The sequence below is a fragment of the Bradyrhizobium sp. LA6.8 genome, assembly GCF_040547935.1.
Classification (GTDB): domain Bacteria; phylum Pseudomonadota; class Alphaproteobacteria; order Rhizobiales; family Xanthobacteraceae; genus Bradyrhizobium; species Bradyrhizobium barranii.
In genome coordinates this window covers 405,400-423,708 of sequence record NZ_JBEPQQ010000002.1, presented here as the reverse complement: position 1 = coordinate 423,708, position 18,309 = coordinate 405,400, and the positions used below count along the sequence as shown (strand labels likewise).

Annotated in this window: 18 protein-coding genes; 6 read left to right on the top strand and 12 right to left on the bottom strand. The window is 65.6% G+C overall.

All coding sequences use genetic code 11. From position 1 onward, the window contains the following. Positions 1-16 precede the first annotated feature (16 nt). Entirely contained in the window at positions 17-1,354 is a 1,338-nt protein-coding gene (locus ABIA90_RS09105; RefSeq protein WP_354118593.1) for a T6SS phospholipase effector Tle1-like catalytic domain-containing protein, read from the top strand. 361 nt (positions 1,355-1,715) lie between these two features. Next, complete coding sequence (locus ABIA90_RS09100) at positions 1,716-1,961, top strand: PilZ domain-containing protein (protein ID WP_028149457.1); 246 nt, start codon at positions 1,716-1,718, stop codon at positions 1,959-1,961. Between the two features lie 39 nt (positions 1,962-2,000). Here the strand turns inward: ABIA90_RS09100 and ABIA90_RS09095 are convergent, their stop codons facing one another. The 7 genes from ABIA90_RS09095 to cobS form a co-directional block, all read right to left on the bottom strand. Beyond that, positions 2,001-2,408 (bottom strand): hypothetical protein, encoded by a 408-nt coding sequence (locus ABIA90_RS09095; RefSeq protein WP_063980635.1) that lies wholly within the window; start codon positions 2,406-2,408, stop codon positions 2,001-2,003. Between the two features lie 326 nt (positions 2,409-2,734). After that, positions 2,735-3,847, bottom strand: a complete 1,113-nt coding sequence (locus ABIA90_RS09090; RefSeq protein ID WP_354118592.1) for an NADH:flavin oxidoreductase/NADH oxidase — start codon at positions 3,845-3,847, stop codon at positions 2,735-2,737. A 225-nt stretch (positions 3,848-4,072) separates the two neighbouring features. Beyond that, positions 4,073-4,771 (bottom strand): hypothetical protein, encoded by a 699-nt coding sequence (locus ABIA90_RS09085; protein WP_354118591.1) that lies wholly within the window; start codon positions 4,769-4,771, stop codon positions 4,073-4,075. Between the two features lie 31 nt (positions 4,772-4,802). Beyond that, complete coding sequence (locus ABIA90_RS09080) at positions 4,803-5,873, bottom strand: esterase-like activity of phytase family protein (RefSeq protein WP_135216435.1); 1,071 nt, start codon at positions 5,871-5,873, stop codon at positions 4,803-4,805. Further along, positions 5,870-7,777, bottom strand: coding sequence for a cobaltochelatase subunit CobT (gene cobT, locus ABIA90_RS09075; RefSeq protein WP_014490393.1), 1,908 nt, complete (start codon positions 7,775-7,777; stop codon positions 5,870-5,872). The genes ABIA90_RS09080 and cobT overlap by 4 nt, the downstream gene beginning before the upstream one ends. Then, on the bottom strand, positions 7,774-8,184 hold the full coding sequence (locus tag ABIA90_RS09070) for a GNAT family N-acetyltransferase (RefSeq protein WP_028149462.1): 411 nt from the start codon (positions 8,182-8,184) through the stop codon (positions 7,774-7,776). The genes cobT and ABIA90_RS09070 overlap by 4 nt, the downstream gene beginning before the upstream one ends. 3 nt (positions 8,185-8,187) lie before the next feature. Next, the gene (gene cobS, locus ABIA90_RS09065; RefSeq protein ID WP_063980631.1) at positions 8,188-9,186 is read right to left on the bottom strand and encodes a cobaltochelatase subunit CobS; all 999 of its coding nucleotides are present in this window, start codon (positions 9,184-9,186) and stop codon (positions 8,188-8,190) included. Positions 9,187-9,483: 297 nt separating this feature from the next. Between cobS and ABIA90_RS09060 the strand changes: the two genes are divergently transcribed. Continuing rightward, on the top strand, positions 9,484-10,143 hold the full coding sequence (locus ABIA90_RS09060) for a DedA family protein (RefSeq protein WP_071908469.1): 660 nt from the start codon (positions 9,484-9,486) through the stop codon (positions 10,141-10,143). Between the two features lie 85 nt (positions 10,144-10,228). Here the strand turns inward: ABIA90_RS09060 and ABIA90_RS09055 are convergent, their stop codons facing one another. After that, positions 10,229-11,440, bottom strand: coding sequence for a citrate/2-methylcitrate synthase (locus ABIA90_RS09055; protein ID WP_354118590.1), 1,212 nt, complete (start codon positions 11,438-11,440; stop codon positions 10,229-10,231). Positions 11,441-11,519: 79 nt separating this feature from the next. Between ABIA90_RS09055 and ABIA90_RS09050 the strand changes: the two genes are divergently transcribed. After that, entirely contained in the window at positions 11,520-12,623 is a 1,104-nt protein-coding gene (locus tag ABIA90_RS09050) for a citrate synthase/methylcitrate synthase (protein ID WP_354118589.1), read from the top strand. 185 nt (positions 12,624-12,808) lie between these two features. After that, positions 12,809-13,855: a sensor histidine kinase gene (locus ABIA90_RS09045; RefSeq protein ID WP_135216430.1), complete on the top strand. Its 1,047-nt coding sequence runs from the start codon at positions 12,809-12,811 to the stop codon at positions 13,853-13,855. Here the strand turns inward: ABIA90_RS09045 and ABIA90_RS09040 are convergent. Continuing rightward, on the bottom strand, positions 13,852-14,484 hold the full coding sequence (locus ABIA90_RS09040) for a J domain-containing protein (protein WP_014490400.1): 633 nt from the start codon (positions 14,482-14,484) through the stop codon (positions 13,852-13,854). The two genes, ABIA90_RS09045 and ABIA90_RS09040, sit on opposite strands and share 4 nt — an antisense overlap. Before the next feature lie 158 nt (positions 14,485-14,642). Between ABIA90_RS09040 and ABIA90_RS09035 the strand changes: the two genes are divergently transcribed. Next, positions 14,643-14,918 (top strand): BolA family protein, encoded by a 276-nt coding sequence (locus tag ABIA90_RS09035; RefSeq protein ID WP_028149466.1) that lies wholly within the window; start codon positions 14,643-14,645, stop codon positions 14,916-14,918. 141 nt (positions 14,919-15,059) lie between these two features. Here ABIA90_RS09035 and ABIA90_RS09030 read toward each other — a convergent pair whose 3' ends face one another. From ABIA90_RS09030 to ABIA90_RS09020, 3 genes are read right to left on the bottom strand one after another with little or no spacing between them, the layout of a single operon-like run. Further along, entirely contained in the window at positions 15,060-16,364 is a 1,305-nt protein-coding gene (locus ABIA90_RS09030) for an HlyC/CorC family transporter (RefSeq protein WP_354118588.1), read from the bottom strand. 29 nt (positions 16,365-16,393) lie between these two features. After that, positions 16,394-17,542: a 3-dehydroquinate synthase gene (gene aroB, locus ABIA90_RS09025; protein ID WP_354118587.1), complete on the bottom strand. Its 1,149-nt coding sequence runs from the start codon at positions 17,540-17,542 to the stop codon at positions 16,394-16,396. Continuing rightward, positions 17,539-18,165 (bottom strand): shikimate kinase, encoded by a 627-nt coding sequence (locus ABIA90_RS09020; RefSeq protein ID WP_028149469.1) that lies wholly within the window; start codon positions 18,163-18,165, stop codon positions 17,539-17,541. The genes aroB and ABIA90_RS09020 overlap by 4 nt, the downstream gene beginning before the upstream one ends. Positions 18,166-18,309 lie beyond the last annotated feature (144 nt).

Below are 18,309 nucleotides of genomic sequence, written 5' to 3'. Positions count from 1 at the left end.
CCGGGAGGGGCATACCGTGGAGCACGACGACCAGCACAAACCCAAAACCGAGCCGAAAAACCTCGTCATCTGCTGCGACGGCACCGGCAACGAGATCTCGGAGAACATCTCCAACGTCCTGAAGCTCTATCGCTGCCTGCGCAAGACCGACAAGACGAAGCCGCGGCAGATGGTGTTTTACGATCCGGGCGTCGGCACGGTGACGGAGCCTTCGACGTGGCACCGGCTCAAGGCCAACGTCAATCTGGTGCTGGGGCTCGCCACCGGCTACGGGCTCGATGACAACGTGCTGTCAGCCTATTGCTTCCTGGTCGAGCACTACGCGCCGGGCGACCGCATCTATCTGTTCGGCTTCTCGCGCGGCGCCTATACCGTGCGGGTGCTGGCGGGGTTGATCCACAAAATTGGTCTGATCTCGCCGGAGCAGGCGAACCTCGCAGGAAGCGGCCTCGTCGCCTACAAGCAATATTCCGGCACCGGGCGCGGCAACGACATCGAGGACCTCAAGGATGTCGCCTTCGACGAGAGCGGGCCGCTGCCGAAGGACGAGTTCGACCTTGCGGCGCAATTCGCGCGCATCACCTCGACGCGCTGGCCGACCATCCACTTCATCGGCGTGTGGGACACGGTGGCGAGCGTGATCGTGCCGCGGCGCGACAATTTCTTCTTCGTGTTCAGCCTGGAGGAGCTCGCCTTCACGCTGCGCAATCCGAGCGTCAAAATCTTCCGGCAGGCGATCGCGATCGACGAGCGGCGCTGCATGTTCCGCCTCAAGGCTTACAAGGAGCCGCAGGAATATTGGAGTAACCGCTATGTGCCCGACGAGAAGAAGGTGCCGCAGGACATTTTGCAGGTGTGGTTCGCCGGCGTGCATTGCGACGTCGGCGGCGGCTATCCGGAAATCGAGAGCGGCGAGTCCAAATATCCGCTGATCTGGATGATCGAGGAAGCGGCGAAGGCCGGGCTGAACTTCAACCCGCGCACCGTGAACCAGCTCGCCTGGGGCATCCAGCGCAAGAACTCGCCGTTCCAGTATGTCGAGCCTGCCTACACCGGCAAGGTGGGCGAGCTGCACAATTCGATGACGGCGCTCTGGCGCGTGCTGGAATTTGTGCCGAAGAGCGCAAAGTACAAGGAATGGCCGGAGCGGAAGGTTTTTCTGGGCTTCTACATCCCCGATTGCGAGCCGCGCGTGATCCCCGAAGGCGCCCATGTGCACGAGAGCGTGCTGAAGCGGATGGCGGTGGAGCCGGGCTACCGGCCGGTGAACCTGCCGAAGGATTATGTGACCGTGCCGATGCCGGTGAGGCCGCATGCGGAGGTGGCGGAGACGCCGGAGACGGAGCGAGTGTGAGGTGCCGCCCGAAACTCGTCATGGGAGGCGGGAGCGCGCCGCACGTTCAGCTGTCCTCCCTGCGAAAGCAGGGACCCATAACCACAGGCAGCGGTTTGACGCGGACCAGTGGCTCGGTGCGCCCACCACCCACAACCGACAGATCACGCGGTATGGGTCCCTGCGCCCCGTGCGCAATTGCGCACTAGGCAGGGACGACGGCGGAGATGGAGGCGGCCCCACCCCGCTACCGGCGCTTTCTGCGTTCGCTGCTACTTTTCATTAAAATTCTCAGGCCGCCCTTAGTCGGATCGCATCAACTCTTTTCCATCATGCCGCTCAAGACCACCCGCGCCGTCCGCGGAATTGGAGGAGAGTGCCAATGCATCCGCGCCGACATGCCCGCGTGAAGCCTTCCGGGCTAGTGTCCCGCCAGGCCAAGATCATAACCGACCCGCGCGCGCCGGTGATCCCCTGCACGCTGATCGACTACTCGCCCGGCGGCGCCTGCGTCGATCTCGGCGGGCAGGTGAATATCCCCGACAGGTTCGAGCTGCTCCACGTCAACACCAAGAAGCGCTGCCGCATCGCCTGGAAGCGCGGCTCGCGGATCGGCGTGGTGTTTTAGGGAGACGGCTTGCTTACCCTCCCCTGGAGGGTCAGAAAGCTACGCCCGCATCCTGGCTTTCGTGCCGGCGACGATCTGCATGGCGACGCCGGCGATCCAGCCGAACAAAGCGAGCCAGGTCCACGCCAGGTGCGGCTCGAGGCGGAGCACGATGACGCCGACGGAGGCGAGCGCGGTCAGCGTGGCGCAGAGCGTGCCCGCGGCGCTCAGGAATTCCGCGGCGTCGATGGCGCTGTGGGCGTCGTCGAAGGGCAGCTGCGGCGTGTCGATGCCGAGATAGAAGCCGACGAAGCCGAGCAGCATCATCAGCAGCAGGAAGCCCTGCGTGGTCAGCGGGGCGATCGAAGATCCCACATAGGCGCCGACGAACAGCCCGCACGCCGCGCCTGCCATCGCGAGGCCCACGCGCTCGAACACGTGGGCAGTCTTGCGAACACGAAACCGCATGGCGGGCCTCCCTGAGGAGTTGGGTGCGCGGGAGGGTAGGCCAGTTTTGCGGTGCGTGGAAGGTGAGGAGAGTTACGGATGCGTGAGGGCGCGGGATAGTGAGGGCACGATGGCCCGCGCTGCCCCCACCGCTGTCGTCCCGGACAAGCGAAGCGCAGATCCGGGATCCATCACCACAGGGAGAGATTTGGCGAAGACTTTAAGTTGTGCAGTGGCAACTCATACCGCGCATCATCGTGAGATCACGCGGTATAGGTCCCTGCGCCCCGTGCGCAATTGCGCACTAGGCAGGGACGACAGTTGTAATTGCAGCGCCCGCTCGCGCCCTACCTTGCCCCGAACGTGGTCTTGCCGAACAGCGCCTTTTGCGTCGACGGCTGCGAGCGCCAGTATTGCGGCGGGGCTTCGACTTCGCCGCCGAGTTCGGCCGCGGCGTGCCAGCCCCAGCGGGGATCGTAGAGCAAGCTGCGGCCGAGCGCGACCATGTCGGCCTTGCCGGATGCCACGATCTCCTCGGCGTGTTTGGCTTCGGTGATCAGGCCGACGGCGATGGTGGGCAATCCGGTCTCGCGCTTGATGGCCTCGGCAAACTGCACCTGATAGCCGGGGCCGAGCGGGATCTTCTGCAGCGGCGAGACGCCGCCGGAGGAGGCATCGATCCAGTCGACGCCGCGCGCCTTCAGCGCGTTTGCGAATACGATGGTCTGCGCCAGGTCCCAGCCGCCCTCGACCCAGTCGGTCGACGACACCCGCATGCCGACCGGCTTGTCGTGCGGAAACACGCTGCGCACCGCGTCGTAGATCTCGAGCGGGAAGCGCATGCGGTTTTCGAGCGAGCCGCCATATTCGTCGGTGCGCTTGTTCGAGATCGGCGAGAGGAACTGATGCATGAGATAGCCGTGCGCGCCGTGCAGCTCGATCGCGTCGATGCCGAGCCGGGCAGCGCGCTTGGCGCTGTCGACGAAGGCGTCGCGGATGCGCTTCAGGCCGGCGGCATCGAGCGCCAGCGGCGCGGCCTCGCCCTCCTTGTGCGGCAACGCCGACGGCGCCACCGTCTGCCAGCCGCCTTCACTCTGCGGAATGAGCTGACCACCGTCCCAGGGCCGCGCGCTGGAGGCCTTGCGGCCGGCATGGGCGAGCTGCATCGCGATGGCCGTCGAGGAATGCTTGCGCACGGAGGAAAGGATCTGCTTCAGCGCGGCTTCGCAGGCGTCGCTGTAGAGCCCGAGACAGCCCGGCGTGATGCGGCCGATCGCCTCCACATGGGTCGCCTCGATGCAGAACATCGACGCGCCCGACAGCGCGAGATTGTTGATGTGGGTGAAGTGCCAGTCGGTGGCGACGCCGTCGTCGGCCGAATACTGGCACATCGGCGAGACGATGACGCGGTTCTTCAGCGTCAGGCCGCGCAGCTTGATCGGGGAAAACAGGGCGCTCATGCGGGGAGTTCCGGGGGATGGAGGAATGGAAGCGATTGCATGAAGTTTAGTAGCCCTACGGCGAATTGCCAGCTGCGCGGCGGACATGCCCGCCCGCGGCGCCATGCATTGCGCGCGTCATATGATCACAAGGCGGAGATAACCCTCGGCCGCTTGCCAGGAACTCCGCTGTCATCCCGGGGCACGCGAAGCGCGAGCCCGGGACGACGATCGAATTCGGGGCCCCTACTCCAGCTCCTCGAACCTGCCCGGCACGGGCTTGCCCATACGGATGCGGCCGTCGGGCAACAGTTCGCCGTCGGCTTCGGCCGAGAACTGGATCGTGTTGCCGCCGCCGTCGCGCTTGCTGACCTTGCCGAGCGACCCGAGCTTGTCGGCAAGCGCGGTGTCGTCGAGCACGAACACGCGGTACTCGGTGAGGTGAAAACGGCGCGGCGCCTGCCATGTCAGCGCGGGCACGGATGTGCGCATGTCGCCGTCGGTCTTGATGTCGACGCTGCGGCCGGTCACGTCGCGGAACAGATCCGGCCCGGCGACCAGCCGCGCGCGGCCGCCCTCGATGGCGTAGAGATTCAGAGTGACGATATGGCGCTCGCTGCGGAACGAGACCGCGACGGTGCGCGAATCCTGCGACCAGGCGGCGTGGAAGGCATCCGGCGCCGAGTCTAGAATGTTGTCGTCGTCGACATTGTCGAGCGTCATCAGCCGGCGATGGCCGGGCTCAGCCATCAGGTAGATGCGAAAGCCTTCGCTCCCGGACTCGCGGCCGCCATGGGCTGCGACGGACAGCTTCCCATTCGGCGCACGGCCGCCCTGGATGATGGCGTATTCGTTCTTTCCATACCGATGCTCGGCCGTGGCAAAGGCCGGCGAGGATGCAGCGAGCGTGAGGACAAGGGCGAGGATGGCGCGGCGGAGGGGCATGACGGTTTGTCGGAGAAGGGCGGGCGGACGTTCACTCCACCAGCGTGAACTGCAGCAGCAGCGTGCGCTGGAGCATCGAGAAATTGTCATCCGACACCAGCGTCAGAACGGTCTCGCCCTCGGGCGTGACGTGGGCGTCGATGCCTTCCATGTTGTCGACCTCGTGGCCGAGATCGGCGGCGAACAGCGCAGGGCCGTCGACCAGCGCGTTGGGCGCGATGGATCTCAGGGGGATCGACCGGATGCGGATATTGATGCCGGTGAACCAGGAGAATTTGCGTTCGAGGATGAGAAGCTCGCCGGACGGCAGCAGCACGGCATCGCTGATGTCGAATTTTTCGGTGCGGCGGACGCTGAACTGGCCGGGCGACGGACCGCCGACCAGGAACGCGACCAGATTGCCGTCGGCATCCAGCCCGCGCTCGGAGAAGGCGATCAGGGTGCCTGCCAGCGGCTGGCCTTTCGGCACGACGACCATCGCTTCGAGCCCCTTGTTGGAGGGCAGCTTGCGCACGGCGGGCGGCGTCGGCAACACCTCGCCGCGGGCGCGCGTGCCGCCTTTCGCGAAATCGAAGCGCAGGACCTGGTTGACGCGTTCGAGCCCGACGTAAACGACATTGCCGTCGCGCGCGAGCGACTCGGTGTCGTACCAGAACCGCTTCTCCGTGATCGGCCGGCCCTCGGAATTGAGCATCGGGGACGCCTCGACATCGTCGAGCCCTATCATCTTGCCGCCGGAATAGCGGATGCTGCCGGTGAACCAGCCGCCCTGGTCGGAGATCGCGAGGAAGCGCTCGCCCTTCGCATCGAGCCGGATGCCGGACAGGCCGCCGAAGCCGCGATAGGGCGAGGTCAGCACCAGGCCGCTGCGATATTGCAGCTGACCGAAGCGCACGCGCGAGCGGTCGCGCGGCTCGAAATTGGGAATCGGCCGCGCGTTCACCTCGACGCTGACCGGCTCGGTGACGGCGTGCTCGATCTGCGCGGTGCGCGGCGGCGGCTCGGTCGTCGGCTGCGCCTGCGCCAGTCGGGAGAGTGCGAGAGTGGAAAATCCCGCCGCCGCGTGGCCAAGAAAGCTGCGGCGGGACGATTGCGCGCTCACGAATGCAATTTGCGTCGCGGGCGACCGGCCTGATGCGTGGGCGCGGTGTTGGTCTCGCTGAACAGCTCGGCGAGCTTCTCGGTGATGGCACCGCCGAGCTCTTCGGCATCCACGATCGTCACCGCGCGGCGATAGTAGCGCGTCACGTCATGGCCGATGCCGATCGCGATCAGCTCGACCGGCGAGCGGGTCTCGATCTCCTCGATGATGTGGCGCAGGTGCCGCTCGAGATAGTTGCCGGGATTGACCGACAGCGTGGAATCGTCGACCGGCGCACCGTCGGAGATCATCATCAGGATCTTGCGCTGCTCGGGCCGGCCGAGCAGGCGCTTGTGCGCCCAATCCAGCGCCTCGCCGTCGATGTTCTCCTTCAGCAGACCCTCGCGCATCATCAGGCCGAGATTCTTCCGCGCGCGGCGCCAGGGGGCGTCGGCGGACTTGTAGATGATGTGACGGAGATCGTTGAGGCGGCCGGGATTGGCCGGCTTGCCGGCGGCAAGCCACGCCTCGCGCGATTGCCCGCCCTTCCAGGCGCGCGTGGTGAAGCCGAGGATCTCGACCTTGACGCCGCAACGCTCCAGCGTGCGCGCCAGGATGTCGGCGCAGGTCGCGGCGACCGTGATCGGGCGGCCGCGCATCGAGCCGGAATTGTCGAGCAGCAGCGTCACCACGGTGTCGCGGAACGTCGCCTCCTTCTCGTGCATGAAGGACAGCGGGTGATAGGGATCGGTCACCACGCGGGACAGCCGTGCGGGATCCAGAATGCCCTCTTCGAGATCGAAGTCCCAGGCGCGGTTCTGCTGCGCCATCAAGCGCCTCTGAAGGCGGTTGGCGAGGCGGGCGACGATGCCCTGCAGATGCGCGAGCTGCTTGTCGAGATAGGCGCGCAGGCGCTCCAGCTCGTCATGGTCGCAGAGGTCTTCGGCCGCGATGACCTCGTCGAATTTCGGCGCGAAGGCATGATATTCCGGCCCGCGCGGCTCGTTCTTGCCGTGCGCGTTCGGACGCGTCGCCTCGCCCGGCGTCTCGTCGTCGCCGAGCTCGCCGTCGTCGAACGTGTCGGAGGTCGAGGCCTGCGCGCTTTCCATCGCGCTCTCGCTCATCTCTTCGCTGGAGGCCTGCGCCTGGTCGGCGCTCATCTCCTGCGCGGCGTCGGAATCGGGCGAGCCTTCGGCGCCGGACTGGTCGTTGTCGCCGTCGCGGTTTTCCTCGTCGTCATCGTTGTCTTCGCTGTCGGCGCTGCGCTCGTCGCCGAGTTCGAGCGCGGTCAGCAGGTCATGCACGGCGTCGCCGAACCTGGTCTGGTCCTCGACCAGGCCATCGAGCCGGTCGAGCCGCTTGCCGATCTTGTCCTCGAGAATGGGCCGCCAGAGATCGACCATCTTCTTCGCCGCCGTGGGCGGCGCCATGCCGGTCAGGCGCTCGCGCACCAGCATCGCCAGCGCATCCGCCAGCGGCGCATCGGCACGGTCGGTGATTTCGTCGAACTTGCCGCGATGGAAATGATCGTCGAGCATCGCGCTGAGGTTTTTCGCAACGCCCGCCATGCGGCGCGCGCCGATCGCCTCGACGCGGGCCTGCTCGACCGCCTCGAACACGCCGCGCGCCTGCGGATTGCCGGGCATCAGCTTGCGATGCAGCTTTGCATCGTGACAGGCGATCTTGAGCGCGATGGAGTCGGCGTGGCCGCGCACGATCGCAGCGTCACGCTTGGTCATCTTGCGCGCGGGCTCGGGCAGCCGCGCTTTGCCCGGCGCCAGACCAGGGCGCTCGGCAGCAAAACTGACCTCGAGCTCCGGCGACTTCGCGATCGCCTTCAGGCAGGAGGCCACCGAGCGCTTGAATGGCTCGGTCGGGGCTTCCTTGGTGTTACGGAATTTGGAGTTGGATGATGATGTGCTCATAGCGACTTCGTAAACGAGTGGCGCGTCACGCCGCCGGGATAGCCCTTGAGGGTGCCGAACTCCTCGTACCCGCAGGAACGATAGAAGCCCGGCGCCTGGAAACTCATCGTGTCGACATGGGCCTGGATCGCGCCCTGCCGTCTTGCCTCGTCCTCGATCGCCGCGATCAGCTTCGTGCCAAGACCCTTGCCGCGCTGCTTCTGGTCGATCCAGAAGTACTGGATGAACAGAACCGTGGCCCACAGGTGTCCGACGATGCCGCCGACGATCTTGCCGCGGTCTTTCAGCGAGACCGCGATGCTCCTGACCTTCTGCTTCCCGAACTGCTCGTCGTTATAGGCGCCGAGCCCGGCGAGCACAGCCTTCTTGGTGGTCCCAATGGTGCGCTCGACGGTGATGTTTGGCATGGTCTAGCTGAGCGCCACGTTGACCGCCGATTCCGGCAGCTCCGCGTTGAAGCAGCGCTGGTAGAACTCGGCGACCAGGGGACGCTCGAGCTCGTCGCACTTGTTGAGGAAGGTGACCCGGAACGCGAAGCCGATATCGCCGAAGATATCAGCGTTCTCGGCCCAGGTGATCACCGTGCGCGGGCTCATCACCGTCGACAGATCGCCATTGGCGAAGGCGTTACGGGTGAGATCGGCAAGGCGGACCATCTTGTTGACGATGTCGCGGCCTTCCTGCGTGCGATAGTGCTTGGCCTTGGCCAGCACGATCTCCACTTCCTCGTCATGGGCGAGATAGTTCAGCGTGGTGACGATCGACCAGCGGTCCATCTGGCCCTGGTTGATCTGCTGGGTGCCGTGATAGAGGCCCGAGGTGTCGCCGAGGCCGACCGTGTTGGCGGTCGAAAACATGCGGAAGGCCGGATGCGGCTTGATCACCTTGTTCTGGTCGAGCAGCGTCAGGCGTCCGGAGACTTCCAGCACGCGCTGGATCACGAACATCACGTCGGGACGGCCGGCGTCGTATTCGTCGAACACCAGCGCGATGTTGTGCTGGAGCGCCCAGGGCAAAATGCCGTCGCGGAATTCGGTGACCTGCTTGCCGTCGCGGACCACGATGGAGTCCTTGCCGACGAGGTCGATACGGCTGATGTGGCTGTCGAGGTTGACGCGCACGCAGGGCCAGTTCAGGCGGGCAGCGACCTGCTCGATATGGGTGGATTTGCCGGTGCCGTGATAGCCGGTCACCATCACGCGGCGATTGCGGGCAAAGCCGGCGAGAATGGCGAGCGTGGTGGCACGATCGAAGCGGTAGTCGGAATCGACTTCGGGCACATGAGGATCGACTTCGGAATAGGCCGGGACTTCGAGATCGCTGTCGATCCCGAACACCTGGCGCACCGACACCTTCATGTCGGGCAGACCGGAAATTTCCTCAACTTTGGACAGAGCGGCGGTCGTCATCAATCCTCCGAGGCCCCGGGCGATCCCGAGACCAGTTATTTGCACGTTGGCTGCGGCTGGGTGCGGTCGCGAACTTATCAGAGACAACGTGCCGGCAGAAGCCCGCGCCCCAATCAAAGTTCCATTGTCTTTTCATTTAGATAGGCAAGGAACGCGATTTTTGGAGGGCTGCCTTGCGAATCACGCTCGAATTTCGGGCGGGAGGTGTGGCCTGCCCACGCGAATGGCACTTTTACCGCGTGCACCTACTTATGTAGGGTCCGAACCCCGGTGCTCCAGCCCCCCACGAAAGACGACGTGACGTCCTTTCTCGATCCCCTCATATCCTTCGTTTCAGCCCATGTGTGGCTGGCCTATCTGACCCTGTTCCTGGCGGCGCTGCTCGAAGCCGTTCCGGTGGTGGGGTCGGTGATCCCCGGCTCGACCATCATTCTGGCACTGAGCGCGCTGGTTCCAGGCGGGGAATTGAAGCTGCAATGGGTGCTGCTGGCGGCGGCAATCGGCGCCGTGCTCGGCGACGGCTCGGCCTACTGGATCGGGCACCGGCGGCAGCGCGAGATCCTCAACACCTGGCCGCTGACCAACTATCCGCGGGTGGTCGCCGAGAGCGAAAGCTTCTTTCACCGCTTCGGCACCTGGGCCGTGTTCTTCGCCCGTTTCGTGCCGCCAATCCGCGCCTTCGTGCCCGTCACCGCCGGCGCGTTGGGGATGCCCCCTGCGAAGTTTTATGCCGTGAATATCCCGGCGATCCTGGTCTGGGCTCCCGCGCATGTGCTGCCGGGCGTGCTGGCGGTATCGGCCTTTCACCAATATTTCGGCGTGCCGCACCATGGGCATCCGTTCAAGCACATCTGGATCTTGATGGTGGTGGCCGTGGCGATCATCGGCGGCCTTGGCATCTGGTACTACCGCCGCCGGCAGAACGGCCTCGTCGCGACGTCCAAGCCGCGGGCTTAGTGCGCCGGCGTCGTCCCTGCCTAGTGCGCAATTGCGCACGGGGCGCAGGGACGACAGCGGAGGACGACGCGCTCGCTGAGAGATTCTAACTAGCCCTTCTTCCCGGCGCCGGTCCGACATAGCGCGCCCGCGGACGGATCAGCTTGCCGAACTGTAGTTGCTCGCTGGCGTGCGCGATCCAGCCGACGCTGCGGGCCATCGCGAACAGCGCGAGCTCGCTGCCTAAGGGCAGGCGCAGCGCGTGCACGAGGACGGCCAGTGCATAGTCGATGTTGACGAGCTCGCCGGTCGCCTCGACGATCCGCTCCGGCACTTCGCGCGTGAATTTGCGCGGCGCGCCGGCACGCGCCAGCGCGTTCAGCAGCGACTGCGCGCGGGGATCGCCGCGCTTGTAGACGCCGTGGCCGAAGCCGGCAAAGCGCTCACCCAGGGCGACGCGCTCGCGCACCATCGGGGCGACATCGCGATCGACCAACGCCTTGACGAGCTGCGAGGCCAGCACGCCGGCGCCGCCATGCTTCGGCCCTTTCAACGCGGCGAGGCCGGCGATGACGGAGTCATAGAGGTTGAGGCCGGTCGATGCCGCGCAGCGCGCGGTGAAGGTCGAGGCGTTCAATTCGTGATCGGCGAGCAGCACCAGCGCGCGGCGGATGAGGTCGGGTGCCTGCTTGTTGTCGGGCGCCCAGGCCTTCGCGATCTGCTGGTGCAGCGGCTCGGATGACGGCTCGGCGTTGAGCATGGTCGCAACCAGGAGCCGGACAATGCGCCCGCCGACCATCGCGCGGCCATCGGGCGCGCGGGTGAAGGCACGCGCGTCCGCGCTGGTCGCGAGCGCCAGCACTGCGATGGCGCGGTCGATCGGCGCGGCGCGGCGCGCGGCCTCAGCGATCGCGCGCATCTCGTCGGAGATCTGGGGCTGATTGTCCGGCGTGAAGGGATCGACGTCGGAGACGTCCCACAGCAGCGTCGCCGTGTGCTCCAGCGTGTCGTGCTCGGCGAGATCGACGCAATTGACGCCGCGGTAGATCGCGCCCTCCTCGGTGATGGTCGAGATCTCCGTGTCCATGACAGGCAGGTCGGCATCGAAGCTGCGCAGGCCGCGCGGCTCCGGCGACGGCACCCGGCGCTCCTTGAGCGCGCGGACGTCCTCCGCCCGATAGCGGTTCTTGCGCGAATCCGGCGTCGGCTCGGAGCGGATCAGGCCACGGCTGACATAGGCGTAGAGCGTGGCCGGCGAGATCGCGAGCTCGGCGGCAGCCTCCCGGGCCGACAGATAGAGTTCCTCGGAATTATTCATATTGATTTATGTAATCAAGATTGATCAATCTGTCGAGAGGCCTGATTTTCTCCTGGTGCAGTGCAAAGGAGATTGGGTCATGAACATCCACCTCACCAAAAGCCAGATCGGGCTGGACGGCGTTCCCGCGGCCGAGACCGTGCTGAGCCATGTCGATGGCGAGCGCGGCGAGCTGATCATCGCCGGCGAGCATGTCGGCACCCTCGCAAGCCAGTCGAGCTTCGAGGGCGTCACCGCCCGGCTCTGGAATGGCGCGAGCAAGACCACGCTGAGCGAAGCCAATGTGCGGGCGAGCCTGGGCGCGGCGCGCGAGCGTGCGTTCGCGCGTTTGCCGGAGCTGTTGCCGGCGACACGCGGCATGGGCATCGTCGACGGGTTCCGCGCGGCGGTCGCGGGCCTGCGCGCGGAGAACGGGCTGGAACATGAGGCGACGATCGTCGGCGCGTTTCCGGTGATCGCAGGCGCGCTGGTCCGTCGTGCCAAGGGATTGGAGCCGGTCGCGCCCGATCCGAATGCGAGCCATGCCGCCGATACGCTGCGGATGCTGCGCGGCGCCTCACCGGAGCCGCGCGAGGTCGCGGCGCTGGACGCCTATCTCGTCACGGTCTGCGACCACGGCATGAACGCTTCGACCTTCACGACGCGCGTGGTGGCCTCGACGCAGGCCGATCTGTTTGCCGCCGTCACCGCCGGATACTGCGCGCTGACCGGTCCTCTGCACGGCGGTGCGCCGGAGCCGGTGCTGGAAATGCTCGATGCGATCGGCTCCAGCGAACGCATCAAGCCATGGGTCGATGCGGCCCTCGCCCGCGGCGAGCGGCTGATGGGCTTTGGCCATCGCGTCTATCGCGTGCGCGATCCGCGCGCCGACGTGCTCAAGGCCGCGATCGAGCGGCTTTCGGCGGACGGTGCCGACCTGCCCTTTGCCGGCGAGGTCGAGGCCTATATCCGCAGCGCGCTGCGCAAGAAGAATCCGGACCGGCCGCTGGAGACGAACGTGGAGTTCTTCACGGCGATTCTGCTCGATGCTCTCGCCATTCCACGCCAGGCCTTCACGCCGATCTTCGCCGTGGCGCGTGCAGCCGGATGGACCGCCCATGCGCGCGAGCAACAGCGGACGGGGCGGCTGATCCGGCCGAGTTCGTCATATGTGGGTGAAATGCCGAAGGCTTCCGTCGGATAGAGTAGAAAGCGCACGACAGCCGGGCCGTTCACTGTGCTGTCGTGCCTCGCCCGGACGCACGATGACACGGCAGAGCCGTCGCGCGAGATCGTAATTGCGGGAGCGCGCGCACGGTCCGGGCGACGAACTTGGAACATCTTTGGGTCTGGGGACTTAACCGTGAGCCCCCTCGGATCAAGATTCCAATGCTGGACCTGTTTGGACAAGCGGACGAGGCCAGGATCGGCGAGATCGCCGCAGGCTATGCCGCCAACCGGACCGAGGCCGGCACGGATTCTGAAAGACGATTCCGCGACTTGCTGCAGGCTCTGCCGGCCGCGATCTACACAACCGACGCGGAAGGCTGCATCACCTTCTTCAATCGCGCCTGCATCGATTTTGCCGGACGCATGCCGAAGATCGGCGAGATGTGGTGCGTGACCTGGAAGCTGTATCTGCCCGACGGCACGGCGCTTCCCCACGATGAATGCCCGATGGCAATCGCGCTCAAGCAGAACCGGCCGGTGCGCGACGTCGAGGCCGTGGCCGAGCGGCCGGACGGCTCCCGGATCTGCTTCATGCCATATCCGACGCCGCTGCGCGACGAACGCGGCCGGTTGGTTGGTGCGGTCAACATGCTGGTGGACATCACGGCTCGCAAGCAGGCCGAGCAGAGGATGATGCTCCTCACCTCCGAGGTCGATCATCGTTCCAACAATCTGCTCGCAGTGGCTCAGGCGATGCTGCGGCTGACGAAGGCGGATACCGCAGAAGAGTTCCAGACCGTGTTTGCAGGCCGGCTCAGCGCGCTTGCCAACGTGCAGAGGCTGTTCTCGGCTTCGCGCTGGACCGGCGCGAATCTGAAGACCATCGTCGAAGAGGAACTCCGGCCGTACGCAAGCGGGGACGGCGAGCGGATCAGGATCGCGGGAGACGACGTCCGCCTGCCGCCCACGCTGGCCCAGTCGATCGCCGTCGCGCTGCATGAGCTCGCCACCAACGCCGCCAAGTATGGCGCGCTGTCGAGGCCTTCGGGCAGGTTGGAGATCAGCTGGGAGACCAAAGGTGCAGAGGCTCTCGTGCTGCACTGGTCGGAGAGCGGCGGTCCTCGGGTCAACGAGGCGCCGACGCGCAAGGGCTTTGGAATCGGCGCGGTCGACGGCATCATCCGGACCTTGCGCGGAACCATTACCCGGCAGTGGAGGCCGGAAGGACTGGTTTGCGAACTGTCCTTCCCGGAAGGCGTAGCCTAGGCCTCGCGGACCACCGTCTTCAGGTAATTGTAGGCCTTGATGATCTCGATCAGGCGGTCTTCGGTTGACCGGTCGCCGCCGTTGGCGTCGGGGTGGTGCTGCTTGACCAGCGCCTTGTACTTGCTCTTGACGTCGGCGAGCGTGGAATCGGGGCCGAGGCCCATGACCTGGAGCGCCTTGCGCTCGGCGTTCATCACCTTGCGCGTCTCGGCCTTGGGCTCGGCCTGCGGACCCTTCCGCCAGCCCGCGCGGCCGTTGATCTCACTGAACATGCTGAACGGATCGGACGCCATGTCGATCTCGGCTTCCGCGCCCTTCTTGCCGCCATTGGCGCCCATCTTCCAGGTCGGGCGGTGACCGGTCAGCGCATCCTTCTGGTAGCGCGCGACGGCATCGGCATTCATGCCGGAGAAGAAATTGTAGTTCTGGTTGTACTCGCGCACGTGGTTCAAGCAGAAGTGCCAGTACTCGCGCTGGTTCTCGCGGCCCTTCGGCGCACGGTGCGCGCCCTTGTTCTGACACCCGGCCCATTCGCAATTGACCACGGCGTCGCGCGGCTTCACTTCCGGCTGCTTGCCTTTCGGCTTGACCCGGATGGAGTCGAAGAACTTTGATGAATCGATCGGCATGACTGACTTTGACTACGCAATGCAAAAACCTTCAAGTCTTGACATTGCAATTAGCTGGGAACCCGCAGCCGAAGTTTCACTCCGGCGTCTTCGAGGTACGGCCGCCGCAGGCGGCCTATGCAATTGACGGAGTGCGGCGGCGCGCTTTAATGGCACTCATGGTTATGAAAGACACTATCAGCAACAAGTTGCGGGAAGCTTTCACGCCGGAAAGCCTGCAGGTCGTCGACGAGTCACATTTGCATGAGGGCCACGCCGGCCATCGACCGAGCGGCGAAACACACTTTCGCGTTTATATTGTGTCCCAGGCCTTCAAAGGGAAGAGCCGGGTCGATCGCCACCGCATGATAAATTCGGCGCTGGCCGCGGAACTTGCCGGCAGCGTGCACGCGCTCGCGATCCACGCGCAGGCACCGGGGGAAGGCGGGACCTAGCTCGCCAATTCGGCTGTCATGCCCCGCGAAGGCGGGGCATCCAGTAAACACTGCTGGCGAGATTCAATCGATAGGCTGCGGCGTACTGGATCGTCCGCCCCAGTGCGCAACTGCGCACAAGGCGGACGATGACACCGTGCGTCAAAACGACGTCCCGGCCCGCTTGGGCTTGGCTTCCTCCATCTCCGCGTCACGCGGCACCGGTGAAATACGGAGCGCGGTGATGCGGTTGCGTTCGCGGCGGAGGACGCGGAAACGGAAACCGTGGAACGTGAAACTCTGGCCGCGGTCGGGGATCGAGCGCGCCTCGTGAATGACGAGGCCGGCGACCGTCGTTGCCTCCTCGTCGGGCAGGTGCCAGTCCATGGCGCGGTTGAGATCGCGGATCGGCACCGAGCCGTCGACCACGACCGATCCGTCCGGCTGGGCGCGCACGCCGGCGACCACGACGTCGTGCTCGTCGGAGATGTCGCCGACGATCTCTTCCAAAATGTCTTCCAGCGTCACGAGGCCTTCAACCTCGCCGTACTCGTCGACGACGAGCGCGAAATGGGTTTTTCGCCGCCGGAACGCCTTGAGCTGCTCGGAGACCGGGCGCATTTCCGGCACGAACCAGGGTGGCAGCGCGATGGTGGAGACGTCGATGCGCGAGGTATCACCGTCGGATGCGCGGATTGCGCGCAACAAATCCTTGGCATGAAGCACGCCGATGATGTTCTCCGGCTTCTCGCGCCACAGCGGAATGCGGGTGTACTCGGTCGCCAGCACCTCGCGCACCAGTTCCTCCGGCGGCAGGTCGGCATTGATCATCATCATCTCGGTGCGATGGATCATGACGTCGGAGACCTGGAGCTCGCGCAGATCGAGCAGGCCGCCGAGCATGTCGCGGTCCTGCTTCTCGACCTTGCCCTCGTGGTGCAACAGGTCGACCGCGCCGCGCAGGCGCTCGGTCGGCGACAGGATCGCCTGGTGCTCGCCGGCCAAACCAAACAAGCGCATCAGCAGACGAACGATGACCTCGACGATCCGCAGCAACGGTCCCAGCACATACATCGTCAGCCGCATCGGGCGGGCAACCGCAAGCGCCATGCGGTCGGGCGCGTTGATCGCGATGGTCTTCGGCAGCACCTCCGCGAAGATCACGACCAGCGCCGTCATCACGCCGGTGGCATAGAGCACGCCGACATCGCCGAACCAGGCCGTGAAGATGCTGGTGGCGAGCGCGGACGCGCTGATATTCGCGATGTTGTTGCCGAGCAGGAGCGCGCCGATCAGGCGCTCGCGCATGTCCAGCAGCTGCGAAACGACATCGGCGTCGTGGTTACCCTGCTTGGAGAGCCGCAGCATGCTGGCGCGCGAGGCGCCGGTCAGCGCGGTCTCGCTCGCGGCGAAGAAGCCCGAGACGAGCAGGCAGAGAATGACGATGGTGAATCCGAGCCAGTCCATGCACCACTCAAAAACCGGTTAGCCGCGCATCAAGCCTTCTGCGCGAGCTTCTCTTTGAGAAAATCGCGCACCGGCGCCGGCTCGACGTCCTTCGCGATCACGGCACGCCCGACCGCCTCCAGCAGGATGAAGGTGAGCTTGCCGCGCTTGACCTTCTTGTCCTGCGCCATCAGCGCCATCAGCGCGTCGGCGTCGGCAAGCCCTTCCTGCGCGAAACCGGCGATGTCCTGCAGGCGCGTCGGCAGGCCGGCCTCGATGAGGTGACGCTCGACGCGCGCGGCATCGGCCTCGCCGATCATGCCAAGCTTCGCCGAGAACTGCGCCGCCAGCGTCATGCCGATCGAAACACCCTCGCCATGGAAGAGGCGATCGGAGAAACCGGTCGCGGCTTCCAGCGCGTGGCCAAAGGTATGGCCGAGATTGAGCAGCGCGCGCTCGCCGGTCTCGCGCTCATCGCGCGAGACGACGCCGGCCTTGGCGCGGCAGGAGGTAGCGATCGCGTGCTCGCGGGCCGAACCGCCCTTGAAGATATCGGAATGGTTCTTCTCCAGCCAGGTGAAGAAGGCTTCGTCGCCGAGCACGCCGTATTTGGCGACCTCGGCATAGCCGGCGCGGAACTGACGCGGCGACAGCGTGTCGAGCACGGCGGTGTCGGCAATGACGAGCACGGGCTGGTGGAAGGCGCCGAGCAGATTCTTGCCCTGCGGCGAGTTGATGCCGGTCTTGCCGCCGACGGAGGAATCGACCTGCGCCAGCAACGAGGTCGGCACCTGCACGAAATCGACGCCGCGGCGCAGGATCGCGGCCGCAAAGCCGGCGAGATCGCCGACCACGCCGCCGCCGAGCGCGATGACGAGATCGTTGCGCTCGATCTTCGCGGCGATCAGGGCCTCGCTGACTTTTTCGAGGCCGGCATAGGTTTTCGAGATCTCGCCTTCCTCGACCACGATGCGCGAGGTCGGAATGCCGACAGAAGCGAGCGACGCTTCGGTCGGCTCGAGCCAGTATTTTGCGACGGTGCGATCGGTGACGATTGCCGTACGCACGCCGGGCCGCAAGCGCGCGACCCGTTCGCCGAGCGAAGCCAGCACGCCGCGGCCGATGACGATGTCATAGGCGCGATCGCCGAGTGCGACATCGACGTTGACAGGATCTGAATGTTTCAACGGCGCAGTCATCGTACGGCACTCGCAACGTCGGCAGGTGATTGGGCGGCTTGTTCGCCGCGGAGATGGGCGCGCAGCGTCTCGATGCATTCCTCGACGATCTTGTCGTGCGGCACGTCGCGCGAGGCGATGGTGAGGTCGGCATGGCCATAGATCGGCTCGCGCTCGGTGAGCAGGCGCGTCACGGTTCCTTCGGGATCGGCGGTCTGGAGCAGCGGGCGGTCGGCGCGGCGGCGCACCCGGCGCATGATGACGTCAGGGTCGGCCTTGAGCCAGATCGAGACCGCCTTGGCCGCAATGCGATTGCGTGTCTCCTCGCGCATGAAGGCCCCGCCGCCGGTCGCCAACACGATCGGCTCGCCGTCGAGCAGGCGCGCGATCACCCGCGCCTCGCCATCCCGGAAATACGGCTCGCCATGGCGTTCGAAAATCTCCGGTATGGTCATGCCGGCATGAGCGACCTCGATCTCGGTGTCGGCGTCAACGAAGGGCAGCTTGAGCCGGGCCGCCATGCGGCGGCCGATGGTGGATTTGCCCACCCCCATCATGCCGACGAGCACGATCGAGCGCGTCCCGAGCGCCGACAGGATGTCGGCCTCAGGGGCAGCTTGTATCGGCAACGCGGCGTCGGGCATGGGTCTCGCTCGATCTGCCGCCAAGGCGGCATGCTTTGGCCACCTATACGACCCCCTCGGGGCCCTCGCCAGAGGACTCTTGCCACGAAACGGCGAACATGTTGGATGATTTCATTGGTTAATTTGGACGCCTGAGACCCTCGC